The sequence below is a fragment of the Pseudomonas sp. Irchel s3f19 genome, assembly GCF_900187555.1.
GTDB classification, from domain to species: domain Bacteria; phylum Pseudomonadota; class Gammaproteobacteria; order Pseudomonadales; family Pseudomonadaceae; genus Aquipseudomonas; species Aquipseudomonas capeferrum.
Genome location: NZ_FYDW01000002.1, coordinates 782,043 through 806,066, shown reverse-complemented (window position 1 = coordinate 806,066; position 24,024 = coordinate 782,043). Strand labels below are relative to the sequence as shown.

The window sequence follows — 24,024 nt, the reverse complement described above, 5'->3', positions numbered from 1 at the left end:
GGTTCCCGGGCACATGACCAGCGACATAATGTTTCGAGCTTTTGCCTGAATGTTACAAGCGTGCCTGTAACCGCCTGTACGCGGGGCTGCCCGCGTACAGCCTCAGATGGCCTCCAGCTTGGCATACCCCAGCATCAGCCACTTGCTGCCTTCGGCAAAGTTCACCTGTACCCGTGCCTGGGCGCCAGAGCCCTCGAAGTTGAGTATCACCCCCTCGCCAAACACCGCATGTTGCACGCGCTGGCCGAGGTTGAAGGCGGTCTGCGGAATATTGGCATTGGCGAACAGGTTGCTGGTGGCGACCTTCGCGCCGCCGAACGGGCGGCTGACACTGTTGGACAAGCGCACTTCCTGAACCAGACCTGGCGGAATCTCGCGTACGAAACGCGACACTTTATTGTAGGTCTCGCTGCCATACAGGCGACGTGTTTCGGCATAGGTCATGACCAGCTGGCGCATGGCACGGGTAATGCCCACATAGGCCAGGCGGCGTTCCTCTTCCAGGCGGCCAGGCTCTTCCAGGCTCATCTTGTGCGGGAACAGCCCTTCTTCCATGCCCACCAGGAACACATAGGGGAATTCCAGGCCTTTGGCGCTGTGCAAGGTCATCAGCTGGATGCTGTCTTCATGTTCATCGGCCTGGGCGTCGCCCGCTTCGAGCGAGGCGTGGCCGAGGAAGGCCGAGAGCGGCGAGAGGTCGGCGTCTTCGTCGCCGGCCTCGAAGTTGCGCGCTGCGCTGACCAGTTCCTCAAGGTTTTCCACCCGTGCCTGGCCCTTTTCACCCTTTTCTTCCTGGTGATAGTTGATCAGGCCGGACTGTTCGATGGTGGTCTGGGTCATGGTATGCAGCGGCATGTCCACGACCTTGGTGGCCAACCCCTCGATCAGTTCGATGAAGGCACCCAACGCACTGGCAGCACGGCCCTTGAGGGCCTTGGCGGCGAGCAGCTGGCACATGGCTTCCCACATCGACAGCTGGCTGTGGCGGGCGTGATCGCGAATGGCTTCGACGGTTTTTTCGCCGATACCGCGCGGCGGCACGTTGATTACCCGCTCCAGCGCCGCATCGTTGCCACGGCCTTCGAGCAGGCGCAGGTAGGCCATGGCGTTCTTGATTTCGGCACGTTCGAAGAAGCGCTGGCCGCCATAGATGCGGTAGGGGATGCGTTCGCGCAACAGGGCTTCTTCCAGCACCCGCGACTGGGCGTTGGAACGATACAGAATAGCGATTTCGTTGCGCGCATTGCCTTGCTTGACCAGGCTCTCGATGGTTTCTACCACATAGCGCGCTTCATCGTGTTCGTTGTAGGCCGCGTACAGGGTCAGGGGCTCGCCTTCGCCCATGTCGGTCCACAGTTCTTTGCCCAGGCGCCCGCTGTTGTTGGCGATCAGGGCGTTGGCCGCCTTGAGGATGCCGCCGGTGGAGCGGTAGTTCTGCTCCAGGCGGATCATTTCGGCGTCTGGGAAGTCGGCCGTGTACTGGTGGATGTTCTCGATCTTGGCGCCGCGCCAGCCATAGATCGACTGGTCATCGTCGCCCACCGCCATCAGGCTCTGGCCGCCGCGCGCGAGCAGGCGCAACCAGGCGTACTGCACGGCGTTGGTGTCCTGGAACTCATCCACCAGCACATGGCTGAAGCGGCGCTGATAGTGCTCCAGCAGCCCGGGGTGATCGCGCCACAGGTCGAGGGCGCGCAGCAGCAGTTCGGAGAAGTCGATGACCCCAGCGCGTTCGCAGGCCTGTTCGTAGGCGGTATAGACATCGCGCATGGTCGACAGGAACAGGTCACCGCCGGCCTGGATATGCTGAGGGCGCAAGCCTTCGTCTTTCTGGCCGTTGATGAACCATTGAGCCTGGCGTGCCGGCCACTTTTGTTCATCCAGGCCGAGCTCGCGCATCACCCGCTTGACCAGGCGCTGTTGGTCGTCGCTGTCGAGAATTTGGAAGTTCTGCACCAGCCGGGCTTCCTGCCAGTGAGCCCGCAGCAAGCGATGGGCCAGGCCGTGGAACGTGCCCACCCACATGCCGGCCGGGTTTATCCCCAGCAACTGCTCGATGCGCTGGCGCATTTCTGCCGCAGCCTTGTTGGTGAAGGTCACCGACAAGATCGAATGCGGCGAGGCCTGCTCGACCTGGATCAGCCAGGCGATGCGGTGCACCAGCACGCGGGTTTTACCGGAACCGGCGCCGGCAAGCACCAGTTGACGCCCGAGCGAGGCGGCTACGGCCTGGCGTTGGGCGTCATTGAGGGAGTTCAGCAGGAGGGAGAGGTCGTCTGTGCGCATCCGGCCATTCTAGGGGCAGGCTGGTTACGGGGCAAACGCCTACTGTATGAATTTCCACCTTTACGTGCTGTCGCTCATCCGGATTGGCCTACAGCACCCTGCCAGACTCAGTTGAGTGCTACCCGGTGGCCGATCTCGACCATTTGCGAACCTTCGGCGTGAATGATCTCCAGCCGCTTCCACGAAGTCCCGCCTTCGCGCCTGAAGAATACCGGCTTCTGGGTCAGGACCTGCGGGTTGATGCCCCCCTTGTCCTCCAGTTTCAGCTGAAGCACTTCCCAGCCACCTTTGTGGCGAATCTTGGGCGCCACCAGAACCGGTTCGATGCCTGGGTGAGCAACGGTCACTGTTCCCTGAACTTCGAAGCAGACCGGTTCGCCTGGTACTTCGCTGTTGTACGCATAGAGGTTTTCGATTTTGCTCATGATGGATCCCTTTGCAGTTTGAGGTGTGCGCCAGCAGGCGCAGCGCTACTGTCTCTGCTCCAAAGGGGTAATGGGATCGGGCAGGCTTTCAGCCATGCCAATGGCTGCCGTGCCTGGCCAGCAGGCTGTTGGCCTGCTCCGGCCCGTTACTCCCGGCGGCGTAATGGCGCGGGGCCTGAAAGTGCTCTTCCCAGCCTTTGATGATCGGGTCTATCCAGGCCCAGGCCGCTTCGACTTCATCGCGGCGCATGAACAGCGTCGAATCACCTTCCAGCACGTCCAGCAGCAGGCGCTCATAGGCTTCCCAGCGGCGGGTCTGGCCGAATACCTGGGCCAGGTTCAGGTCCAGGTCGACCGGCTCCAGGCGCATGCCCTTGCCTGGGCTCTTGGTCATCATGCGCAGGCTGATGCGCTCTTGCGGCTGTAGCTGAATCAGCAGCTGGTTGACCTGGCCGCCGTTGAACAGCTCATGCGGCACGGGCTTGAACTGAATGACGATCTGCGACGAGCGGCGCGCCATGCGCTTGCCGGTGCGCAGGTAGAACGGCACCCCGGCCCAGCGCCAGTTATCGACGTGAGCGTGCACGGCCACGAAGGTTTCGGTGTCGCTGTCGTTGTCCACGTCCTTCTCGAAATAGTAAGCGGGTACTTCCTGGCCGCCGATGTGCCCTGCACCGTACTGCCCGCGCACGGTCTTGTCCTGCACGTCCTGGCCGCAGATCGGCTTGAGCGCCCGCAGAATCTTCACTTTCTCGTCGCGCACGGCCTCGGCCTCGAACTGCGCCGGCGGCTCCATGGCCACCAGGCACAGCAACTGCAGCAGGTGGTTCTGCAGCATGTCGCGGGTCGCGCCGGCGCGGTCGTAGTAGCCGCCGCGGTTCTCAACACCCAGGGTTTCGCAGACGCTGATCTGTACGTGGTCGACCTGGCTGTTGCGCCATACCGGCTCCAGCAGGGCGTTGGCGAAGCGCAGGGCCATCAGGTTCTGCACCGTCTCCTTGCCCAGGTAGTGGTCGATACGGAACACCTGGGCTTCTTCGAACACCGCTCCGATCGCCTCGTTGATGGCTGTGGCGGACGCCAGGGAATGGCCGATCGGCTTTTCCAGCACGATACGGGCTTCGGGGTCGGCCAGGCCGGCGATGCGCAGGTGGTTGGCGATGGGCACGAACAGGTTGGGGGCGGTGGCCAGGTAGAAGATGCGGGTCAGCCCGCCGGGCTCGCCGAGGTAGCGAGCCAGCCGGCCGAAATCGGCACTCTGCGAGGCGTCCATGGGGAAGTAGTCGAGCCGGGCGGAGAACCGTTGCCAGACCTCTTCGTCGAAGTCGTTGCGCGCGATCTGCGCCCGGCAGTGGCGCTCGGCGAGCTTCAGGTAGTCGTTACGTGGCAGGTTGCGCCGCGCCAGGGCGATGATCCGCACCGCGTTGTTCAGACGAGCCTCGCGAAACAGGTGATAGAGCGCCGGGAGCAATTTGTGCAAGGCCAGATCGCCGGTGCCACCGAAGACCAGAATGTCGCAAGGAATAGTCAAACCACCACTCTCCACGTTCGTTTAACTGGGCGGGTTGGCGCCCATGTAGTATAACTACAAGAAAGCTACATCCCGGCCAGCCGATCATAACCGAGTCCAGCCCGTGAATCTGTTGCAACATATCGCCCAATCGCGCCACCTGCTGCGCAAATCGGAACTGAAAGTAGCCGACCACGTGCTGCTAGACCCGGCTGCCGTCATGCACAGCTCGATGGCCGACCTGGCGCACAACGTGGGTATCAGTGAACCGACCATCGTACGTTTCTGCCGGGCGATTGGCTGTTCAGGCTTTCAGGACCTCAAGCTGAAACTCGCGCAAAGCCTGGCCGCCGGGGCCAGCTTTGGGCAGTTCGCGATCCATGAAGACGACTCGGTAGCCGATTACAGCCTGAAGATCTTCGACACTACCTTGCATACGCTGATGGAGGTGCGCGAGCACCTCGATCCACAAGCGCTGCAGCAGGCCGTGAGCGCCATGGCCCAGGCGCAGCGGGTAGAGTTTTATGGCTTTGGCGCATCGGGCGCGGTGGCTGCCGATGCCCAGCACAAGTTCTTCCGCCTGCTGCTCAGCGCGGCGGCCTATTCCGACCCGCACATGCAGGCCATGTCGGCGGTCACCTTGAAGCCGGGCGACGTGGCGGTGTGCATCTCCCAGTCGGGCCGTTCCAAAGACCTGCTGATTACCGCCAACCTGGTGCGTGAGAGTGGCGCCAACCTGATTACCCTGTGCCCGAGCGCCACCCCCTTGGCCGAGCTTTCGACCGTCAACCTGGCCATCGATGTGCATGAAGACACCGAAATCTATACGCCGCTGACCTCGCGTATCGCCCACCTGGTGGTGATCGATGTGCTGGCCATGGGTGTTGCCATGGCGCGTGGACCGAGCCTGGTCAACCACCTCAAGAGCGTGAAGCGCAGCTTGCGCAGCCTGCGCCTATCGCCCAAGTCAATCAAAGCCACCGACGATTGACTTGCGGCGCCTGCGCGGGCCTCATCGCCTGCGCAGGCAAGCAAAATTCACCATTTTGTAACCGCCCTGGCGCAAAACCGTAAACTCCCGAAGCCAGTCTGAAACTCCCGCATCCTAACTGGGAGACAGGCAATGGCTCGTGACTTCGACGGTACGTACCAACCCAACGCCAAGGCTCGCAAGCAGCAGGAAAAGGATCAGCGCCGGATGGAGTATCGCCGCGCTATCGAAAGCTACTGCGACCAGCGTCAATTGCTTCGTGACTTGGTTGACTACCCTGAGCTGCAAGCGCTCACGGTGTGGCAGACTTCGGCAGCATCTTCCCCGAAAAACGCTCAACAATCGCGCTGATCAGCACCCGTTCGCTGCGGATGAACGCCAAGAATGCCAGGGCCACCGGCGACTGCCGCTTGGCCTTGGCCTGTACCACGCACCAACTGCGGTACAGCGGCAGTTCCTCCACCGGCAACTCTTTGAGCACGCCCGCGGCCAGCTCCATGTTCAAGGCATGGCGGGTCAGCAGGGCAATGCCCAAGCCGGCGATCACGCATTCGCGCTGGGCATCTGCCGATGCCACTTCGAGGGTCTGGGTGAAGTGCACGCGTTTGTCCTTGAAGTATTCCTCACAAGCCTTGCGCGTACCCGAACCTTGTTCGCGGACCAGCAGCGTATGAGGCTCAAGGTCTTGCAGGCGCAGGTGGTCGAGCTTGCACAGCGGATGATCCGGCGGGGCCACGGCGACGATCGGATTGTTCAGAAACGGCAGGAATTCCAGCCCCATGTCCTGCGGCACCATCGACATGATGATCAAATCGTCACGGTTGTCCGAAAGGCGCCGGATCGCCTGGGCGCGGTTGACCACCGTGAGCGTCAGGTTGACCTCCGGGTGGCGCTGCTTGAAGGCGGCGAACAGGTGTGGCACGAAGTACTTGGCACTGGACTCGATCGCCAGTTTCAACTGCCCTTGCAGTGAGCCCTGCATGTCCGACAGTTGCATGTCGAGGCTTTCCAGGCGGCCAAAGATATCCCGGCTGGCACGTTGCAGGGCTTCGGCTGCCTCGGTCAGGTAAAGCTTCTTGCCGACGTACTCGAACAGCGGCTGGCCGATAAGCTCTTCGAGCTGGCGAATCTGTAGACTAACGGCGGGTTGCGTGAGCGCCATTTCCTCGGCTGCACGGCTGTAGGAGCGTAAATCGCACACCTCATTGAAGATCTGCAATTGACGCAAAGTCATACGCATCAAGGACTTACGCATTTTTGTCGCGGCTCCGGCAAAACCTTGTTACGGCACTATAAGCTTTTGCTAATACTGCCCCTAACAAATATTGATTTTTGTTTATCGACCTACAGCGCTAGGGTGAATGTGCGACTGGCCAGCAACGTCTGGTCACGCGCCGACCGGTAGAACCGGCTCGACTGTTCCTACGGCTTTGGGAAGACTCCAGTGATAAAAAAAATCCTGATCGCCAACCGAGGTGAAATCGCAGTCCGCATCGTGCGTGCCTGCGCCGAGATGGGCATACGCTCGGTAGCGATCTATTCCGACGCCGACCGTCATGCGCTGCACGTCAAGCGCGCTGACGAGGCCCACAGCATCGGAGCCGAGCCACTGGCCGGTTACCTGAACCCGCGCAAGCTGGTGAACCTCGCTGTCGAAACCGGTTGTGATGCCCTGCACCCAGGTTACGGTTTCTTGTCGGAAAACGCTGAACTGGCAGAGATCTGCGCCGAGCGCGGGATCAAGTTCATCGGCCCGGCTGCCGAAGTCATTCGCCGCATGGGCGACAAGACCGAAGCGCGCCGCGCCATGATCAAGGCCGGCGTACCGGTCACACCGGGCACCGAAGGCAACGTTGCCGATATCCATGAAGCCCTGAGCGAAGGTGACCGCATCGGCTATCCGGTGATGCTCAAGGCCACTTCCGGCGGTGGCGGCCGCGGCATTCGCCGTTGCAACAGCCGTGAAGAACTGGAACAGAACTTCCCCCGCGTGATCTCCGAGGCCACCAAGGCTTTTGGCTCTGCGGAAGTGTTTCTGGAAAAGTGCATCGTCAACCCCAAGCACATCGAGGCGCAGATCCTGGGTGACAGCTTTGGCAGCGTGGTGCACCTGTTCGAGCGCGATTGCTCGATCCAGCGCCGCAACCAGAAGCTCATCGAGATTGCCCCGAGCCCTCAGCTGACTCCCGAGCAGCGCGCCTACATCGGCGACCTCGCGGTGCGTGCAGCCAAGGCCGTGAATTACGAAAACGCCGGTACCGTGGAGTTCTTGCTCGCCGATGGCGAGGTGTACTTCATGGAGATGAACACCCGGGTGCAGGTGGAACACACCATCACCGAAGAAATCACCGGCCTGGACATCGTTCGCGAGCAGATCCGCATCGCTTCGGGCCTGCCGCTGTCGGTCAAGCAGGAAGACATCCAGCACCGCGGCTACGCGCTGCAGTTCCGTATCAACGCTGAAGACCCGAAGAACAACTTCCTGCCCAGCTTCGGCAAGATCACCCGCTATTACGCACCCGGCGGCCCAGGCGTGCGCACCGACACGGCGATCTACACCGGCTATACCATTCCGCCCTTCTATGACTCCATGTGCCTGAAGCTGGTGGTCTGGGCGTTGACCTGGGAAGAAGCCATGGACCGCGGCCTGCGGGCCCTGGACGACATGCGCGTGCAGGGGGTGAAGACCACTGCTGCGTATTACCAGGAAATCCTGCGCAACCCGGAATTCCGTAGCGGCCAGTTCAACACCAGCTTCGTCGAAAGCCACCCTGAACTGACCAACTACTCGATCAAGCGCAAACCCGAAGAGCTGGCCCTGGCCATCGCCGCCGCCATCGCCGCCCACGCAGGCCTATGAATTCAGCTGCAAGCTGTAAGCGGCAAGCTACAAGTAAAAGCAGACCAGCTTTTCTTGGCGCTTGTAGCTTGAAGCTTGCCGCTATGAGGAGATAACAATGTCCAAGAAAATTCACGTAACCGACACGATCCTGCGCGACGCCCACCAGTCCCTGCTGGCCACCCGCATGCGTACCGAAGACATGCTGCCGATCTGCGACAAGCTCGACAAGGTCGGCTACTGGTCGCTGGAAGTCTGGGGTGGCGCCACCTTCGATGCCTGCGTGCGCTTCCTCAAGGAAGACCCGTGGGAGCGCCTGCGCAAACTGCGCGCCGCACTGCCCAACACCCGCCTGCAAATGCTGTTGCGCGGCCAGAACCTGCTGGGCTACCGCCACTACAGCGATGACGTGGTCAAGGCCTTTGTCGCCAAGGCTGCGGTCAACGGCATCGACGTCTTCCGTGTTTTCGACGCGATGAACGATGTGCGTAACCTGCGCGTGGCCATTGAAGCGGTCAAGGCCGCCGGCAAGCACGCCCAGGGCACCATCGCCTACACCACCAGCCCGGTGCACACCATCGAAGCCTTCGTTAACCAGGCCAAGCAGATGGAAGCCATGGGTTGCGACTCGGTGGCGATCAAGGACATGGCCGGCCTGCTGACCCCCTATGCCACGGGCGAGCTGGTCAAGGCGCTGAAAGCCGAGCAGTCGCTGCCGGTGTTCATCCACTCCCACGACACCGCTGGCCTGGCTGCCATGTGCCAGCTCAAGGCCGTGGAAAACGGCGCCGATCATATCGATACGGCAATCTCCAGCTTCGCCTGGGGCACCAGCCACCCGGGCACCGAGTCGATGGTCGCCGCGCTCAAGGGCAGCGAGTTCGACACCGGCCTGGACCTGGAACTGCTGCAGGAAATCGGCCTGTACTTCTACGCCGTGCGCAAGAAGTACCACCAGTTCGAAAGCGAATTCACAGCGGTGGATACCCGAGTACAGGTCAACCAGGTACCGGGCGGCATGATTTCCAACCTGGCCAACCAGCTCAAGGAGCAGGGCGCCCTCAACCGCATGAACGAAGTGCTGGCGGAAATCCCGCGCGTGCGTGAAGACCTCGGCTTCCCACCGCTGGTAACCCCGACCTCGCAGATCGTCGGCACCCAGGCGTTCTTCAACGTGTTGGCCGGCGAGCGCTACAAGACCATCACCAACGAGGTGAAGCTGTACCTGCAAGGCGGTTATGGCAAGGCCCCAGGCGTGGTCAACGAACAACTGCGCCGCCAGGCGATCGGCAGCGAAGAAGTAATCGACGTGCGCCCGGCCGACCTGCTCAAGCCAGAAATGACCAAGCTGCGTGGCGACATCGGCGCCTTGGCCCGCTGCGAAGAAGACGTGTTGACCTTCGCCATGTTCCCGGACATCGGGCGCAAGTTCCTTGAGGAACGCGAAGCCGGCACCCTGACCCCGGAAGCCCTCTTGCCGATCCCTGAAGCCGGGGCCATCGCCGCACCCGGCGGCGAAGGCGTACCGACCGAGTTCGTCATCGACGTGCACGGCGAAACCTATCGCGTCGACATCACCGGTGTGGGCGTCAAGGCAGAGGGCAAGCGTCACTTCTACCTGTCGATCGACGGCATGCCGGAAGAAGTGGTGTTCGAGCCGCTCAACGAGTTCGTCGGCGGTGGCGGCAGCAAGCGCAAGCAAGCCACCGACCCAGGCCACGTCAGCACCACCATGCCAGGCAACATCGTCGATGTACTGGTCAAGGAAGGTGACATGGTCAAGGCCGGCCAGGCCGTGCTGATCACCGAAGCCATGAAGATGGAGACCGAAGTGCAGGCGGCCATCGCCGGCAAGGTCGTGGCCATCCACGTGGCCAAGGGCGACCGCGTGACGCCGGGCGAGATCCTGATCGAGATCGAAGGTTGATGGAAACCTTCGTTTAACTAGCGGTTTACCTCTGGGGAGCGGATGCTCCCCTTTTTTATGCATTAGATTGCATATTATTGAAGATAATTGTCAAAAATGTGCATTTTAATGCATATTTTTAGCGTTCAGAACGACTGAACGAACGGGGCGAGGGGAACCCTACCCTCAAATCAATGAATGCGGTACTTCGCCTGTTCGGCTTGCAGATAGGTGTGGTCAGGCGCCAGCGTCAGATCACCTGACCCTCACTGCTGATAGCCCTTGCCAAAGTGCCTTTCCAGCTTGGCCTGCACCAGCTCCAGTAGAATCGACAGCACCCAGTAGATCACCGCTGCAGTCGTCAGCATCTCCAGGTAGCGGTAGCTGGAGCGGCCGTAGGACTGGGCCAGGAACATCACTTCCCACACGCCCATCACCGAAATCAGCGATGAATCCTTGAGCATCGAAATGAACTGGTTCGCGCTCGGCGGGATGATGGTGCGCATGGCCTGGGGCAGGGTGACGTGCCAGAAGATCTGCGCAGGGCGAAGGCCCAGGGCCATTGCTGCCTGACGTTGCCCAGGCGCCACACCGAGGATGCCGGCGCGGAAAATTTCGCTGAGGTAGGCGCCATAGTTCAGCGACAGGGCAATGATGCCGGCGCTGATGGCCCCAGGGACCACGCCCAGCTGCGGCAGGCCCAGGTAGATCAGCAGGATCTGGATCAGCAGTGGCGTGCCACGGAAAAACGACGTGTAGAAGCTGGCGATGCCCAACAGCACCGCGCTGCTCGACAGCCGTGCCAGCGCGGCGGCGAAGCCCAGTGCCACGGAAACCACTATCGAGCACAGGCACAGGAACAGGGTCAGTGCCGCGCCTTGCAAAAAGCCATTCGGCCCCAGCTTGAACCCCGCCAGATACGGGAATTTTTCGACAATGATCGAAAACTTCAAGTCAAAGCTGAGGAAGAACGCCGCAAACAGCACAAACAACCCGACCCAGGTCAGATACAGGCGTGTGCGAAAGCCGAACAGTTGTGTGCCCGACGCTTTGACGGCGGGACGCGGGGCAGGTTGTTGAGCATTCATTTACTGATATCGGCGCCGATCCATTTCTGTGACAGCTTGGCCAAGGTGCCATCGGCCTTCAGCTCGGCGAATACCTGACGCAGCTTGGCATCCCACTCGGGGTCGCCTTTTTCAATCGCCACCGAATTGGGTTCTTCGTACAGCGGCGCACCGGCCAATTTGAAGCGCTTGTCCTGATCCAGGCGCGGCTGGGCGGTGACCAGGTTGGTCAGGATGGCATCCAGGCGCACACCTGCGCCCAGGCCCAGGTCCTGGAAGGCGACGTTGTCAGTGTCATAAGGGGCGATCTGCACCCTCTCGAAGGGATAGTCGATCTTCTTGTCCTCATCACCCTCGATGACCAGGTTCTTGTTCAAGTAGCTCTCGTAGCTCGAGGCGCTGGTCAGGCCGACCTTCAGGCCGTCCAGGTCTTTGGCCGAATGGATGCGTTCGTCCTTGGCGTTGACCACGATCACCGCAGGCGAGGCGTAGTACTCCACCGGGAAATCAAACACCTCGGCGCGCGCCTTGCTTGGGGTCATGGAGCACACACAAAGGTCATAACGGCCGCTCCAGCGCCCTGCGGCAATCACATCCCAGGAGGGTGTTTCCAGGCGCAGCTTGACGCCCAGCTTGTCGGCGACGGCCTTGGCCACATCCACGTCGAAACCATCCAGCTGGTTCTGATCGTTCAGAAACGAGAACGGCGGATAGCTTTCCATCAGCACGTTGACCATTTCCTTGCGCGCTTGCACTCGGTCCAGCGTGGCACCTGCGAAGGCCTGAGTGGTGGCACACAGGGCGATGAGGCCGGTGCCGAGCAAGGGAAGCAAGCGCATGGAGGTACCTGAAAAAGTTGTTGGACAATCCGTGTCGGGTATTTAATAGTTATAACAAGTTACACACTAATGAATTTTATTTATAAACATATAAGTGATAGGCATATGGGCGAACAATCGCTGGTAATTCTGGATGGCGGTATGGGGCGAGAGCTGCAGCGTCGTGGTGCGCCGTTCCGGCAGCCCGAATGGTCAGCGTTGGCCTTGAGCGAAGCACCTGAAGCGGTGGTGGCGGTGCATGCGGCGTATATCGAGGCCGGGGCGCAGGTCATCACCAGCAACAGCTATGCGGTTGTGCCGTTCCATATTGGGGAAGCGCGCTTCGCCCAGGAAGGGCGCGCATTGGCCGCAACGGCAGGGCAACTGGCCCGTGCCGCAGCCGATGCGGCTGCTGTACCTGTTCGTGTTGCCGGGTCGTTGCCGCCGCTGTTCGGCTCTTACCGCCCGGACCTGTATCAGCCGGAGCGGGTCAGCGAAGTACTGACACCGCTACTGGCAGGGCTGGCGCCTTATGTGGACCTGTGGTTGGCCGAAACCCAGAGCTCGATTGAAGAAGTGCGGGCCATCAGCTCGCACCTGCCGCAGGACGGCAGGCCGTTCTGGGTGTCGTTCACCCTTGAAGATGAAGGCGTCGTGGACGTGCCGCGCCTGCGCTCCGGGCAGACCGTTGCCGCGGCAGCCGAAGCGATTGCCGAGCTGGGTGTCAGCGCGTTGTTGTTCAACTGCAGCCAGCCCGAAGTGATCGGTGCTGCGCTGGATGTTGCGCGCCAGGCCTTCGAGCGCTTGGGCGTGGACATCGCCATTGGCGCTTACGCCAATGCCTTCCCCCCGCAACCCAAGGACGCCACCGCCAACGATGGCCTGGATGAGCTGCGCGAAGACCTCGACCCGCCGGGTTATCTGAGCTGGGCCAGCAACTGGCGCCAACGCGGTGCCAGCCTGCTCGGCGGTTGCTGTGGTATCGGCCCGGAGCACATTGCAGAACTCAGGGCCAAGCTGGCCTGATCACGCGTTGCGGCAAGCTTCCAGCGTCCTGGCTTGCCCTTCAGGGCGTTGGTTGTCGGCACTCAACCAGCGCTCGAACCCCGCCGCTACCGTTGGCCACTCGTCATCGGTGATCGAGTACCACGCGGTATCCCGGTTGTGGTCCTTGACCACCAGGTGCTTGCGGAACACCCCCTCATAGACAAAGCCGAACCGCTGCGCCGCGCGCTTGGAGCGGGCATTGGCGTTGTTGCACTTCCACTCGAGCCTGCGGTTGCCCAGCTCGAAACCCAGCTTGCCCAGCAGGTACACCGCTTCGGTCCCCTTTGGCGTGCGCTGCATGGCGGCGCCGAAGGCGATGTGGCCGATCTCGATGCGGCCATGGTCGGGCACGATCGACATCAGGCTGAGAATGCCCTGGGCCTGGCCGGTTGGGCGGTCGATAACGGTGTAGAACAACGGATCAAGGCTGGCGGCATGGCCTTGCAGCCAACGGTCGAAGGCGCCGCGTTCGGGGAATGGGCCATAGGGCAGGTAATCCCACAGGGCCGGGTCGGCTTGCGGGCCTTGCAAGACGTTCCACAGGTCGTCGCCGTGACGTGCCGGGTCGAGTTTTTCAAGGCGGATGAAGCGGCCCTCGATGGTGTCTGCCGTGGGTGCCTTGGCGGGTTTCCAGTTCAGTGCGTCGGTCATGTCGTGCCTACAACCCTTTGCGGAATTGAATGAAGCCCGGCCGCTCGGCAACCTGCTGGTACAGGCTGATGGCGGTGGCGTTGGTTTCGTGGGTCAGCCAGTGCACCTTGGCACAGCCGGCAGCCTTGGCGGTGGCGTAGACATGCTCGATCAGCTGGCGACCGATGCCCAGGCCGCGTTGCGTGCCATCCACATAGAGGTCCTGCAGGTAGCACGAGTTCTCGATGCTCCAGTTGGAACGATGGTAGATCCAGTTGACCATCCCCACTGCCTTGCCATCGACCCAGGCCAGGGCAGAGTGGGTCGGCTCGTGGCTGTCCAGCAGGCGCTGCCAGGTACTGGTGCTGACCGCTTCGGGCAATTCGGTCTCATAGAAGCGCAGGTAAGCCTGCCACAGGGCAAGCCAGGCGGGATGGTCGTTGGCGCTGACGGGGCGCAGAGTGACGCTGGGCATGGGCTTTTCCTTCAGAGTTGGCGCATGTGCGCTGCAAGTTGGTTGTCCTGGTAGTCGGCACTGTCGCCGAGGCTTTGACGCACCCCGGCGATGTCCTCGGCCGAACGGTTCTGGCTGAGCTTGCGGGCCCCTTGCAGGCGCGTGATCGGCAGGCGAATGCCGACAATGGCGCGGAGCATGCCTTCAAGGTAGTCGCTGGGGGCGTCGGACACTTTCCAGGGTTCGCTGCGGCCGTGCTCATGGCGCTCGGTCAGGCGGCTGACGATCTGCAGCAGCGGCTCGGCCTCGTGGATGACTTCGACTGGGCCATAGGCGTGCACCGCCAGGTAGTTCCAGGTGGGGACCACCTTGGGGTTGTCGGCCTTGCTGGGGTAATAGCTCGGGCTGACATAGGCGTCGGCACCGGGGAACACCAGCAGCGCTTCAGCGCCTTGCTGCAGGTCTTGCCACTGAACGTTGGCCCGGGCCAGGTGCGCGTAGACCGTGCCAAACTCGCCTTGCTGGGTGTCGACCAGGACGGGCAGGTGGGTCGCCTGCAAGCCGTGTTCACCGTGGCTGATGAGGACGGCGAGGCGCGTATCGGCCATGTGCCGGTGCAGGCGTGCTAGGTCATGTTCCTGGTGGGGCTTGCTGTTGTACATGGCGGGTTCCTTGTCGAATGGCTCCATCCTAGGCAGGCTATTGGTTCTGTGTAAGATCCATTTATGGCTGATTTGATAGGTCCAATACGGTGAACAAGCGCCCCCTCATACTGCCTTTCGACCCGGCTGGCATCGTGCTCGACCGCCGCCGCGGGCTCAGCCAGCAGCTCTACCAGGCCTTGCGTGCGCGGGTGTTGGATGGGCGCCTGAGCAGTGGTACGCGATTGCCGGCCAGCCGTGACTTGGCGGCGATACTGGCGCTGTCGCGCAACAGCGTGGTGCGTGCCTATGACCAGTTGTATGCCGAGGGGTATATCGAAAGCCGGGTGGGCGACGGTACCTATGTGATTCAGCTTGAAAAACTATCCACACAACTGTCCACAGGGTTATCCCTAGGGTTATCAACAGGTTTATCCACATTTTCTTTAGAAAATGCTGAGGATTTATCCAGCTCTGAGCGCTCCAGCGAGGCGCTTGAGCGTCTGAAAAGTAACCACTTGCCCGTTCCTAGAAGTGGCGCTCCACGTGCGTTCAGGGTCGGCATCCCGGCCTTCGATCTGTTCCCGTTTGACGTGTGGGCCAAGCTGCAAGCGGCTTTCTGGCGTAACCCGGACCCTGCGCAGCTGGGTTACGGTGACCCGGCGGGTGAGCTGCAGCTTCGCGAGCTGATCGCGGCCTATCTGCGGCGTTCACGGGGCCTTTCGTGCACGGCTGAACAAATTGTGATCACCAGTGGTGCACAGCAGGCCATCAGCCTTTGTGCACAGTTGCTGTTGCAGCCTGGCGAGGGGGTAGCTGTGGAAAACCCTGGCTATCGGGCCGCTGGGCATACCTTTGCCGTGGCAGGGGGCAAGGTGATGGGCGTACCGGTGGATGAAGAGGGCATGGACTGTGAGCGCCTCGTACAACTGGCGGACTGCCGCCTGGCCTACGTCACGCCGGCGCATCAGTACCCCACCGGCGTGACCATGAGCCTGGCGCGACGCCTGGCATTGCTGGCCTGGGCCGAGCGCAACGATGGCTGGATCATCGAAGACGATTACGACGGGGAGTACCGCTACAGCGGTGCGCCATTGGCACCGCTGGCGGCGCTGGACCGACATGGGCGGGTGCTGTACGTCGGCACGTTCGGCAAAATTGCCTTTCCCGCGTTGCGTCTGGGCTACCTGGTGTTGCCTGCGCGCCTGGTACAGGCGTTCAGCCAAGGGCGGGCGCTGGCCATGCGGCATTCGGAAGTGGGCAGCCAGTGCGTGATGGCCGAGTTCATGGCCCAGGGGCATTTCCAGCGCCACATCCGGCGTATGCGCCGGGCGGCGTTGAGCCGGCGCAATGTACTCAAGGCTGGTTGGCCGCTGGATGTGCCTGGGTTGGGTGGTATGCCGGAAGTCGCGGCGGGGCTGCATGTGAAGGTGGATGTGGATAACTTTGCGCGCGAGCAAGAACTGGCCGCCACGGCAGAAGCGGTAGGGGTTGAGGTAAATCCGCTGAGTAGCTATTGGCTGGAAGACAGCCAGGTGGCTGTGGATAACCGTGCGGGGTTGGTGCTGGGGTTTGCCGCAGTGCCAGAGGCCGACATTGCCAATGCGCTGATGCGCTTGCGCCGGGCCTGGAAAAAGTGAGCGGGGCCGCCTAGCGACCCCGCCACGGCTCAGGTGCCGGACTTGATGCGGGTCCAGGCTCTGGTGCGTGCCCGTTCGGCATCACGTGGCAGTGGTTTGAGGGTGTACAGCTTGGCCATCGCCTCTGCCGTCGGGTACAGGTTGGGGTTATTGCGAATCGCTGGGCTGACCTTGTCGGTCGCGTCCTTGTTCGGGTTCGGGTACCCGACAAAGTCGCTGATCGGCGCTATCACCTCGGGGCGCAGCAGGTAGTTGATGAACGTGTGAGCCTCTTGCGGGTTGGCGGCGTTTTTCGGAATCGCCAGCATGTCGAACCAGATCGGCGCGCCTTCCTTGGGCAGGCGCATGTCGACCACCACGCCGTTCTTCGCATCGTGAGCCCGATTGGCGGCTTGCGAGAAGCTGCCGCTGTAGCCCACCGCCACGCAGATATCGCCATTGGCGATGTCGGCCATGTATTTGGAAGAGTGGAAGTAGGTGATGTGCGGGCGAATCTTAAGCAACAGCGCCTCGGCCTTCTTGTAGTCGTCGGGCTTTGCGCTGTTGGGGTCCAGCCCCAGGTACTTCAGGGCCAGCGGCATAATCTCGGAAGGCGAATCGAGCAGGGCAACGCCACACTGCTTGAGCTTGGCGATGTTCTCTTCCTTGAAGATCAGGTCCCAGCTGTCCACGGGTGCGTTTTCACCGAGCGCCGCCTTGACCTTCGCCGGGTTAAAGCCAATCAGCACGGTGCCGTACATGTAGGGCACGGCAAACTTGTTGCCGGGGTCGTTGGCTTCGATCAGCTTCATCAGGGCCGGGTCCAGGTGTTGCCAGTTCGGCAGCTTGCTGCGGTCCAGCGGCTGGAACACACCGGCTTCGATCTGCTTGGCCAGGAACACGTTGGACGGCACCACCACGTCATAGCCGGAGTTACCGGTAAGCAGTTTGGCTTCCAGCGCCTCGTTGGTGTCGAAAATGTCGTAGATCAGCTTCACGCCGCTGTCTTTCTGGAAGTCGACCAAGGTCTGCGGGGTGATGTAGTCGAACCAGTTGTAGACGCGCAAGGTACGCTGCTCGGCCTGGGCCTGCAGGGCACCGGTGAACAGGGTGGCAGCGATTAACGGGGCGAGCAGACGCTTGAGTCGGGCCATTACCGGGCTCCTGGCTGGGCGTGCTGGAAGCCTTCCAGCACATTGACCGCGTTGATACCGATTTCTTCCACAGCGTAGCCGCCTTCCATCACGAACAGGGTCGGCTTGCCGAGCTGGGCGATGCGCTTGCCCATCGCCAGGTAGTCCGGGCTGTCCAGCTTGAACTGCGAGATAGGGTCGTCCTTGAAGGTGTCCACGCCCAGCGAGATCACCAGCACATCGGCGTCGTAGTCGGCGATGCGCTGGCAGGCGTCCTCCAGTGCGGCGCTCCAGGCTGCCCAGTCACTGCCGGCCGGCAAAGGGTAGTTGATGTTGCAGCCTTCGCCGGCCCCTTCGCCGGTTTCGTCGGCGTAACCGAGGAAGAACGGGAACTCGGCTTGCGGATCGCCATGAATCGAGGCAAACAACACATCGTTGCGGGCGTAGAAGATGTCCTGGGTGCCGTTGCCGTGGTGGTAGTCGACGTCGAGGATGGCGACTCTGCGGCGGCCCTGGTCAAGGAAGGCCTGGGCGGCGATGGCGGCATTGTTGAGGTAGCAGTAGCCGCCCATGACTTCGGCGGCGGCATGATGCCCTGGTGGGCGACACAGGGCGAATGCCGAATGGGCGCCTTGCTGGATCGCCGCCTGGGCGGTGAGTGCGACCTGGGCGGCGCTGTAGGCAGCCTGCCAGGTACCGGCTGTGATCGGTGCGCCTGCGTCGAAGCTGTAGTAGCCGAGTTCACCATGCAGGCCGGTGGGTTTCACCTGGCGCAGGGTGCGGGCTGGCCAGGTGAAGGGCAGCAGGTCGCCGTCGTGGCCCAGTGCGGCCCAGCGCGCCCAGGCGCCCTCGAAGAAGTCCAGGTAATCGGCGCTGTGGATTCGCAGCAGCGGTGCACGGCCGAAGTCGGTTGGGCCCTGTACATCGCCGAGTTGGCGTTTGTTCACTTGATCGAGCACATGGTCGGCGCGCGAGGGCATTTCGAAGCAGGGCATCAGCTTGCCGTCGATCAGCTCGCAGCGGCCGTGGTGCAGGCGGTGGTCATCGGAATAGATCGTCAGCATTGTTGTTCTCCGGTTGAACTGGCGTGGGCCCATTTTCAGTGCAGGCCCTGCCAGGGAGAACGACGCAAACGGCCAAAAGGGGATCGATGTGGCCAAGCTCGCTGGCCACTTTTGCGGGCTTACCCGCGAAAATGGCTAGGCGCCACTCCGCTCCAGCGTTGGAAGGCATGGCGGAAGCTGGCCGTTTCGCTGAACCCCAAGGTTTCGGCAATGCGGTAGATCGGCATGTGCTCATCGGCCAGCAACTGCTTGGCCCGCTCGAAGCGCAGTTCATCGAGCAACTGTTGATAACTGCTGCCCAGTGCCTGCAGGTGCCGGCGCAAGGTCCGCGATGAGCAGTTCATCTGCCGCGCCAGGCCCTCAAGCCCGGGTGCTGCATCCAGTTGTTGGGCCAGTAGTTGGCGAATTCGCCCGAGCCAGGCCTGGCGCCCTGTGAACTCCAGGTTCAGGCGCCGGCAGCGCTCGCCCATGGCTTTGTGGGTGATGGGGTCGGCCAACGGTAGCGGCATGTCCAGCCAACGCCGTTCGAAGGCAAAGGCGTTGTCCTCGGCAGCGAAGCCGATCGGGCACTGGAAGGCACGGGTATATAGGCTGTGGTAGCCCGGCCGGGCATGTTCGAAACGGGTGCCGAGCAGCGGCAGTGGACGGCCAAGCAGGTCGTCGCAGATCACTTTCAGCGAGACCAGGCAGAACTCGGCGTTGAAGGCGGTCAGCGCGGGGCTGTCACGGTAGTCGCTGGCGCTGAGCCAGACGCGCTGGCCATCGTCGATCAGGCGTAGCTCGAAGACTGTTCCCAGCAGTGCCGGAAAGCGCAGTGCCAGGCGCAGGGCGTCACCCAAAGTGGCACTGGAGAGCAGGGCGTAACCGAGCATGCCATAGCACGACACATGCATGCGCTGGCCCAGCTCCAGGCCGATGTCTTCACGCCGGGCAACGGCATTGGCACACACTTGCAGCTCTTGCTGGGTGGTGATGCGTGCGTCGGCATGCCCCAGGTCCGCCGGGCCGATGCCGCTGCCGGCCAGCAAGGCCGCCGCCTCGCAACCCTCTGCCTGGAAGACGTTGAGGATCAGCGAAACCGCGTTGAGGGTGGTCAGGTGGCTGTGCAGCATGCTCGGTATCCCGTTGGGTGGGATGCATTATGGAGCAAGTTGTGTGCCGGGATGCGCAGGTTGCACGGCGGCTCGAAACGCGCAGGCAAAAAAAAGGCCCGAAGCATGCGCTCGGGCCTTTGAAAGGTTGAGAGGTGTCTAGTCCCTCGACCTGGTGAGACAGGTGAAGCGGTCGGTTACGCCTTCAGCGGAACCAGACGCGGTGCGATCATGTTTTCCGGACGCAGGATGTCGTTGAGCATCTCTTCGTCCAGCAGCTTCTCTTCGCGCACCAGTTCCAGCACACCGCGGCCTGTTTCCAGGGCAACGCGGGCGATACGGGTGGCGTTTTCGTAGCCGATGTAAGGGTTCAGGGCGGTGACCAGGCCGATCGAGTGCTCGACCAGTTCACGGCAGCGCTGTTCGTTGGCAGTGATACCGACGATGCAGTGCTCGCGCAGCATGTCCATGGCGCGCTGGAGCAGGCGGATCGAATCGAAGATCTTGTAGGCGATCAGCGGCTCCATCACGTTCAGCTGCAGCTGGCCACCTTCGGCGGCGACGGTCAGGGCCAGGTCGTTGCCCATGATGGCGAAGGCCACCTGGTTGACGGCTTCCGGGATAACCGGGTTGACCTTGCCTGGCATGATCGAGCTGCCTGGCTGACGCGCTGGCAGGTTGATCTCGTTGATGCCGGTACGCGGGCCGCTGGACAGCAGGCGCAGGTCATTGCAGATCTTCGACAGCTTGACCGCGGTACGCTTGAGCATGCCGGAGAACAGCACGAAGGCGCCCATGTCGGAGGTGGCTTCGATCAGGTCGGCAGCCGGTACCAGCGGCTGGCCGCTGATGGTCGCCAGGCGCTGAACGGCCAGCATCTGGTAACCAGGGTCGGCGTTGATGCCGGTACCGATGGCGGTACCACCCAGGTTGATTTCGGTCAGCAGCTCTGGCGCCAGCGAACGCAGACGGTTGAGGTCTTCGGTCATGGTGGTGGCGAAGGCGCGGAATTCCTGGCCCAGGGTCATCGGCACGGCGTCCTGCAGCTGGGTGCGGCCCATCTTCAGTACGTGGTCGAATTCCTTGCCCTTGGCAGCGAAGGCCTGGATCAGGCTGTCGAGGCTGGCGAGCAGGGCGTCATGACCCAACAGCAGACCCAGACGAATAGCGGTCGGGTAGGCGTCGTTGGTCGACTGCGCCATGTTCACGTCGTTGTTCGGGTGCAGGTACTGGTACTCACCCTTCTGGTGGCCCATGGCCTCCAGCGCAATGTTGGCGATGACTTCGTTGGCGTTCATGTTGGTAGAGGTACCAGCACCGCCTTGAATCATGTCCACCACGAACTGCTCGTGGTAGTCGCCCTTGATCAGTCGTCCGCAAGCGGCGCTGATGGCGGCGTGCTTGGCATCGCTCAGGTGCCCCAGCTCTCGGTTGGCGTCAGCAGCTGCCTGCTTGACCATCGCCAGGCCGACTACCAGTTTCGGGTAGTGCGACAGCGGAACACCGGAGAGGTGGAAGTTGTTGGCAGCGCGCAGGGTCTGGATGCCGTAGTAGGCATCAGCAGGAACTTCAAGGGTACCCAGCAGATCTTTTTCGACGCGGAACGATGCAGCGGAAGACATGATGTATATCATCTCGAATTTGACCCGGCACATGCCGGAATGGCGCTAATCCTAGGCCTGAAGAGGATTTTGCGGCCAATGCTGTTGCACGCTAACCTATGCACAAACGGCATAGTGTTTCATGTGACGCCAATTGACATTCGAGCGTGTTCCATTTTGGTGCATGCCGGGAGATGTGCTTCGTGAACCTGGAAAGCAAATGGCTGGAAGACTTCAGCGCGCTGGCCGCCACCCGCAGTTTTTCGCAGGCGGCAGAACGGCGTTTCGTCACTCAACCGGCCTTCAGTCGTCGTATTCGCAGCCTGGAAGCAGCCTTGGGCCTGCAGCTGGTGAACCGTTCCCGCACGCCGATTGAGCTGACCGAGGCCGGGCAGCTTTTTCTGGTCACAGCGCGTACCGTTGTCGACCAGTTGGGCGAAATTCTGCGCCATTTGCATCACCTTGAAGGTGGCCAGGGCGAAGTTGTCCAGGTGGCAGCAGCACACTCCTTGGCCTCGGGGTTCTTCCCGCGGTGGGTTGCCCAGTTGCGCAACGATGGCTTGAACATCGCCACCCGCCTGGTTGCGACTAACGTAGGGGATGCGGTGCATGCCCTGCGTGAAGGGGGTTGCGACCTGATGCTGGCCTTCTATGACCCCGACGCCGCGCTGCAGATGGACGCCGAAATCTTCCCCTCGCTGCACATGGGCAACACCGAAATGTTACCGGTGTGTGCCGTCGATGCCGGCGGGCAGCCATTGTTCGACCTGGAAGGCGAGGGCAGTGTGCCGCTGCTGGCCTATACCGCCGGCGCCTTCCTCGGCCGGTCGGTCAACCTGCTGCTGCGCCAGCGCAACCTGCGCTACACCACCGTTTATGAAACCGCCATGGCCGACAGCCTCAAGAGCATGGCGCTGGAAGGCATGGGCATCGCCTGGGTGCCACGCCTGTCGATGCGCGGCGAGCTGGAACGGGGCGAGCTGGCGATCTGTGGTGGCAGCCAATGGCATGTCCCCCTGGAAATCCGCCTGTACCGCTGCGCCCTGGTGCGCAAGGCCAACGTGCGCTTGCTGTGGCGCAAGCTCGAAGGTGCAGCGGCGGTTGACCCAAAAGTCAGCCAAAGCCCCGAAAAATAGGGCCGACAGTTGGTCGCCGGGGGTGCCAGCATCGCCCTGGGTTACGGTATACTGCGCGGCCTTTCGACCGGATAGCTCCGGTCCTGATCAGCAAACAAGCCACGCCGGTCGTCCCGCGTGGCTTGTTGTTTTTTGACGCGCCCAAGGGCGCACAAGCGAAGAGGCTCGACGATGAGTGCACTGGTTGGCGTGATCATGGGCTCCAAGTCCGATTGGTCCACCCTTAGCCACACCGCCGATATGCTGGAAAAACTCGGCATTCCCTACGAAGTGAAGGTGGTTTCCGCCCACCGTACTCCGGATCTGCTGTTCCAGTATGCCGAAGAGGCCGAAGGCCGTGGCATCGAGGTGATCATCGCCGGTGCCGGTGGCGCAGCCCACCTGCCAGGCATGTGCGCCGCCAAGACCCACCTGCCGGTGCTGGGCGTGCCGGTCCAGTCGTCGATGCTGTCGGGCGTCGATTCGCTGCTGTCGATCGTGCAGATGCCTGCCGGCGTACCGGTCGCGACCCTGGCCATCGGCCGGGCTGGCGCGATCAACGCGGCACTGCTGTCGGCGAGCATCCTGGGCGCCAAGTACCCGCAGTACCACGCGGCGCTCAAGCAGTTCCGCACGGAACAGACCGACACCGTGCTGGACAATCCAGACCCGCGCCAGGCTTGAGGCTGACCCCATGAAGATCGGTGTAATCGGTGGTGGCCAGCTCGGCCGCATGCTGGCTCTGGCGGGTACTCCGCTGGGCATGAACTTCGCTTTCCTCGACCCGGCACCTGATGCTTGCGCCGCGCCGCTGGGCGAGCACCTGCGCGCCGACTACGGTGACCAGGACCATCTGCGCCAGCTGGCCGACGAAGTCGACCTGGTGACCTTCGAGTTCGAAAGCGTTCCGGCCGAGACCGTAGCGTTTCTCTCGCAGTTCGTCCCGGTCTACCCCAGTGCCGAGGCACTGCGCATTGCCCGTGACCGGCTGTTCGAGAAGAGCATGTTCCGCGACCTGGGCATCCCCACCCCGGCCTTCGCCGACATTCTCTCCCAGGCCGACCTGGACGCGGCAGTCGCCAGCATCGGCCTGCCGGCCGTGCTCAAGACCCGCACCCTGGGCTACGACGGCAAGGGTCAGAAGGTCTTGCGCAGCGCTGAAGACGTGGTCGATACCTTCGCCGAGCTGGGCAGCGTGCCCTGCCTGCTGGAAGGCTTCGTGCCGTTCACCGGCGAAGTCTCGCTGGTGGCCGTGCGTGGCCGCGACGGTGAAACCCGCTTCTATCCGTTGGTGCACAACACCCACGACAGCGGCATCCTGCGCCTGTCGATGGCCAGCGCAGCGCACCCGCTGCAGGCCCTGGCCGAAGACTACGTCGGCCGCGTGCTGCAGCAGCTGGACTACGTGGGCGTGATGGCCTTCGAGTTCTTCGAAGTTGACGGTGGCCTGAAGGCCAACGAAATCGCCCCGCGTGTGCACAACTCCGGGCACTGGACCATCGAAGGCGCCGAGTGCAGCCAGTTCGAGAACCACCTGCGTGCCGTGGCCGGCCTGCCGTTGGGTTCAACCGCCAAGGTTGGTGAGAGCGCCATGCTCAACTTCATCGGCGAAGTGCCAGCGGTGGACAAGGTGGTTGCCATCGGCGACTGCCACCTGCACCACTACGGCAAGGCTTTCAAGGTCGGGCGCAAGGTTGGCCATGCCACCCTGCGCTGCCATGACATGGCCACCCTCGAGCGCAAGATCGCCGAGGTAGAGGCTTTGATCGCCAGCTGATCGAACTTCT

General features: G+C 62.2%; 22 protein-coding genes and 1 pseudogene. 10 read left to right on the top strand and 13 right to left on the bottom strand.

All coding sequences use genetic code 11. From position 1 onward, the window contains the following. Window positions 1-102: 102 nt before the first annotated feature. From uvrD to zwf, 3 genes are all read right to left on the bottom strand, one after another. Window positions 103-2,286: a DNA helicase II gene (gene uvrD, locus CKW22_RS07555; protein ID WP_033702406.1), complete on the bottom strand. Its 2,184-nt coding sequence runs from the start codon at window positions 2,284-2,286 to the stop codon at window positions 103-105. Between the two features lie 107 nt (window positions 2,287-2,393). Beyond that, window positions 2,394-2,711 carry a hypothetical protein gene (locus CKW22_RS07550; RefSeq protein ID WP_095063945.1) on the bottom strand — a complete coding sequence of 106 codons (318 nt, stop codon included), beginning with the start codon at window positions 2,709-2,711 and terminating at the stop codon, window positions 2,394-2,396. Window positions 2,712-2,799: 88 nt separating this feature from the next. Continuing rightward, the gene (zwf, locus tag CKW22_RS07545) at window positions 2,800-4,242 is read right to left on the bottom strand and encodes a glucose-6-phosphate dehydrogenase (protein ID WP_033702404.1); all 1,443 of its coding nucleotides are present in this window, start codon (window positions 4,240-4,242) and stop codon (window positions 2,800-2,802) included. 103 nt (window positions 4,243-4,345) lie between these two features. On the opposite strand from zwf, the gene hexR reads away from it, so the two are divergent. Next, complete coding sequence (hexR, locus tag CKW22_RS07540) at window positions 4,346-5,212, top strand: transcriptional regulator HexR (RefSeq protein ID WP_027592102.1); 867 nt, start codon at window positions 4,346-4,348, stop codon at window positions 5,210-5,212. 132 nt (window positions 5,213-5,344) lie between these two features. Further along, window positions 5,345-5,563 (top strand): PA3496 family putative envelope integrity protein, encoded by a 219-nt coding sequence (locus tag CKW22_RS27775; RefSeq protein WP_077068708.1) that lies wholly within the window; start codon window positions 5,345-5,347, stop codon window positions 5,561-5,563. Here the strand turns inward: CKW22_RS27775 and CKW22_RS07530 are convergent. Next, on the bottom strand, window positions 5,505-6,467 hold the full coding sequence (locus tag CKW22_RS07530) for a LysR family transcriptional regulator (protein ID WP_033702403.1): 963 nt from the start codon (window positions 6,465-6,467) through the stop codon (window positions 5,505-5,507). The two genes, CKW22_RS27775 and CKW22_RS07530, sit on opposite strands and share 59 nt — an antisense overlap. Before the next feature lie 189 nt (window positions 6,468-6,656). On the opposite strand from CKW22_RS07530, the gene CKW22_RS07525 reads away from it, so the two are divergent. The 3 genes and pseudogenes from CKW22_RS07525 to CKW22_RS27770 all read left to right on the top strand — a co-directional run. Then, window positions 6,657-8,072: an acetyl-CoA carboxylase biotin carboxylase subunit gene (locus CKW22_RS07525; RefSeq protein ID WP_033702402.1), complete on the top strand. Its 1,416-nt coding sequence runs from the start codon at window positions 6,657-6,659 to the stop codon at window positions 8,070-8,072. Between the two features lie 97 nt (window positions 8,073-8,169). After that, window positions 8,170-9,978, top strand: a complete 1,809-nt coding sequence (oadA, locus tag CKW22_RS07520; RefSeq protein WP_033702401.1) for a sodium-extruding oxaloacetate decarboxylase subunit alpha — start codon at window positions 8,170-8,172, stop codon at window positions 9,976-9,978. 140 nt (window positions 9,979-10,118) lie between these two features. Then, window positions 10,119-10,220 (top strand): annotated as a pseudogene (locus CKW22_RS27770) (transcriptional regulator); the annotation flags it as partial. A gap of 3 nt (window positions 10,221-10,223) precedes the next feature. On the opposite strand, the gene CKW22_RS07510 reads toward CKW22_RS27770, so the two are convergent. Together CKW22_RS07510 and CKW22_RS07505 are read right to left on the bottom strand one after the other, a co-directional pair. Further along, window positions 10,224-11,045, bottom strand: a complete 822-nt coding sequence (locus tag CKW22_RS07510) for an amino acid ABC transporter permease (protein WP_095063944.1) — start codon at window positions 11,043-11,045, stop codon at window positions 10,224-10,226. After that, window positions 11,042-11,863: an ABC transporter substrate-binding protein gene (locus tag CKW22_RS07505; RefSeq protein ID WP_033702399.1), complete on the bottom strand. Its 822-nt coding sequence runs from the start codon at window positions 11,861-11,863 to the stop codon at window positions 11,042-11,044. Before CKW22_RS07505 ends, CKW22_RS07510 begins: the two co-directional genes overlap by 4 nt. A 105-nt stretch (window positions 11,864-11,968) precedes the next feature. Here CKW22_RS07505 and CKW22_RS07500 point away from each other — a divergent pair, with 105 nt between their 5' ends. Then, entirely contained in the window at window positions 11,969-12,868 is a 900-nt protein-coding gene (locus CKW22_RS07500) for a homocysteine S-methyltransferase family protein (protein WP_095063943.1), read from the top strand. Here CKW22_RS07500 and CKW22_RS07495 read toward each other — a convergent pair whose 3' ends face one another. The 3 genes from CKW22_RS07495 to CKW22_RS07485 are packed head-to-tail and all read right to left on the bottom strand — an operon-like array spanning window position 12,869 to window position 14,635. Beyond that, complete coding sequence (locus CKW22_RS07495) at window positions 12,869-13,540, bottom strand: GNAT family N-acetyltransferase (protein ID WP_033702396.1); 672 nt, start codon at window positions 13,538-13,540, stop codon at window positions 12,869-12,871. 7 nt (window positions 13,541-13,547) lie between these two features. Further along, window positions 13,548-13,994 carry a GNAT family N-acetyltransferase gene (locus tag CKW22_RS07490; protein WP_047582522.1) on the bottom strand — a complete coding sequence of 149 codons (447 nt, stop codon included), beginning with the start codon at window positions 13,992-13,994 and terminating at the stop codon, window positions 13,548-13,550. A gap of 11 nt (window positions 13,995-14,005) precedes the next feature. After that, entirely contained in the window at window positions 14,006-14,635 is a 630-nt protein-coding gene (locus CKW22_RS07485; RefSeq protein ID WP_033702393.1) for an FMN-binding negative transcriptional regulator, read from the bottom strand. Between the two features lie 89 nt (window positions 14,636-14,724). On the opposite strand from CKW22_RS07485, the gene CKW22_RS07480 reads away from it, so the two are divergent. Then, window positions 14,725-16,254 carry a PLP-dependent aminotransferase family protein gene (locus CKW22_RS07480; RefSeq protein ID WP_095063942.1) on the top strand — a complete coding sequence of 510 codons (1,530 nt, stop codon included), beginning with the start codon at window positions 14,725-14,727 and terminating at the stop codon, window positions 16,252-16,254. A 29-nt stretch (window positions 16,255-16,283) separates the two neighbouring features. On the opposite strand, the gene CKW22_RS07475 is transcribed toward CKW22_RS07480, so the two are convergent. The 4 genes from CKW22_RS07475 to aspA form a co-directional block, all read right to left on the bottom strand. After that, window positions 16,284-17,387, bottom strand: coding sequence for a polyamine ABC transporter substrate-binding protein (locus CKW22_RS07475; protein WP_033702389.1), 1,104 nt, complete (start codon window positions 17,385-17,387; stop codon window positions 16,284-16,286). Continuing rightward, window positions 17,387-18,430, bottom strand: coding sequence for a histone deacetylase family protein (locus CKW22_RS07470; protein ID WP_095063941.1), 1,044 nt, complete (start codon window positions 18,428-18,430; stop codon window positions 17,387-17,389). Before CKW22_RS07470 ends, CKW22_RS07475 begins: the two co-directional genes overlap by 1 nt. Window positions 18,431-18,549: 119 nt before the next feature. Then, window positions 18,550-19,542 carry an AraC family transcriptional regulator gene (locus CKW22_RS07465; RefSeq protein WP_033702385.1) on the bottom strand — a complete coding sequence of 331 codons (993 nt, stop codon included), beginning with the start codon at window positions 19,540-19,542 and terminating at the stop codon, window positions 18,550-18,552. A gap of 176 nt (window positions 19,543-19,718) precedes the next feature. Next, window positions 19,719-21,143, bottom strand: a complete 1,425-nt coding sequence (aspA, locus tag CKW22_RS07460) for an aspartate ammonia-lyase (protein WP_033702596.1) — start codon at window positions 21,141-21,143, stop codon at window positions 19,719-19,721. A gap of 182 nt (window positions 21,144-21,325) precedes the next feature. On the opposite strand from aspA, the gene CKW22_RS07455 reads away from it, so the two are divergent. The 3 genes from CKW22_RS07455 (at window position 21,326) to CKW22_RS07445 (ending at window position 24,014) form a co-directional block, all read left to right on the top strand. Then, a complete protein-coding gene (locus tag CKW22_RS07455) occupies window positions 21,326-22,258 on the top strand; it encodes a LysR substrate-binding domain-containing protein (RefSeq protein ID WP_077068706.1) in 933 nt (310 codons plus the stop codon). 171 nt (window positions 22,259-22,429) lie between these two features. Further along, on the top strand, window positions 22,430-22,921 hold the full coding sequence (gene purE, locus CKW22_RS07450) for a 5-(carboxyamino)imidazole ribonucleotide mutase (RefSeq protein ID WP_016489856.1): 492 nt from the start codon (window positions 22,430-22,432) through the stop codon (window positions 22,919-22,921). A 10-nt stretch (window positions 22,922-22,931) separates the two neighbouring features. After that, window positions 22,932-24,014, top strand: coding sequence for a 5-(carboxyamino)imidazole ribonucleotide synthase (locus CKW22_RS07445; protein WP_095063940.1), 1,083 nt, complete (start codon window positions 22,932-22,934; stop codon window positions 24,012-24,014). Window positions 24,015-24,024: the final 10 nt, after the last annotated feature.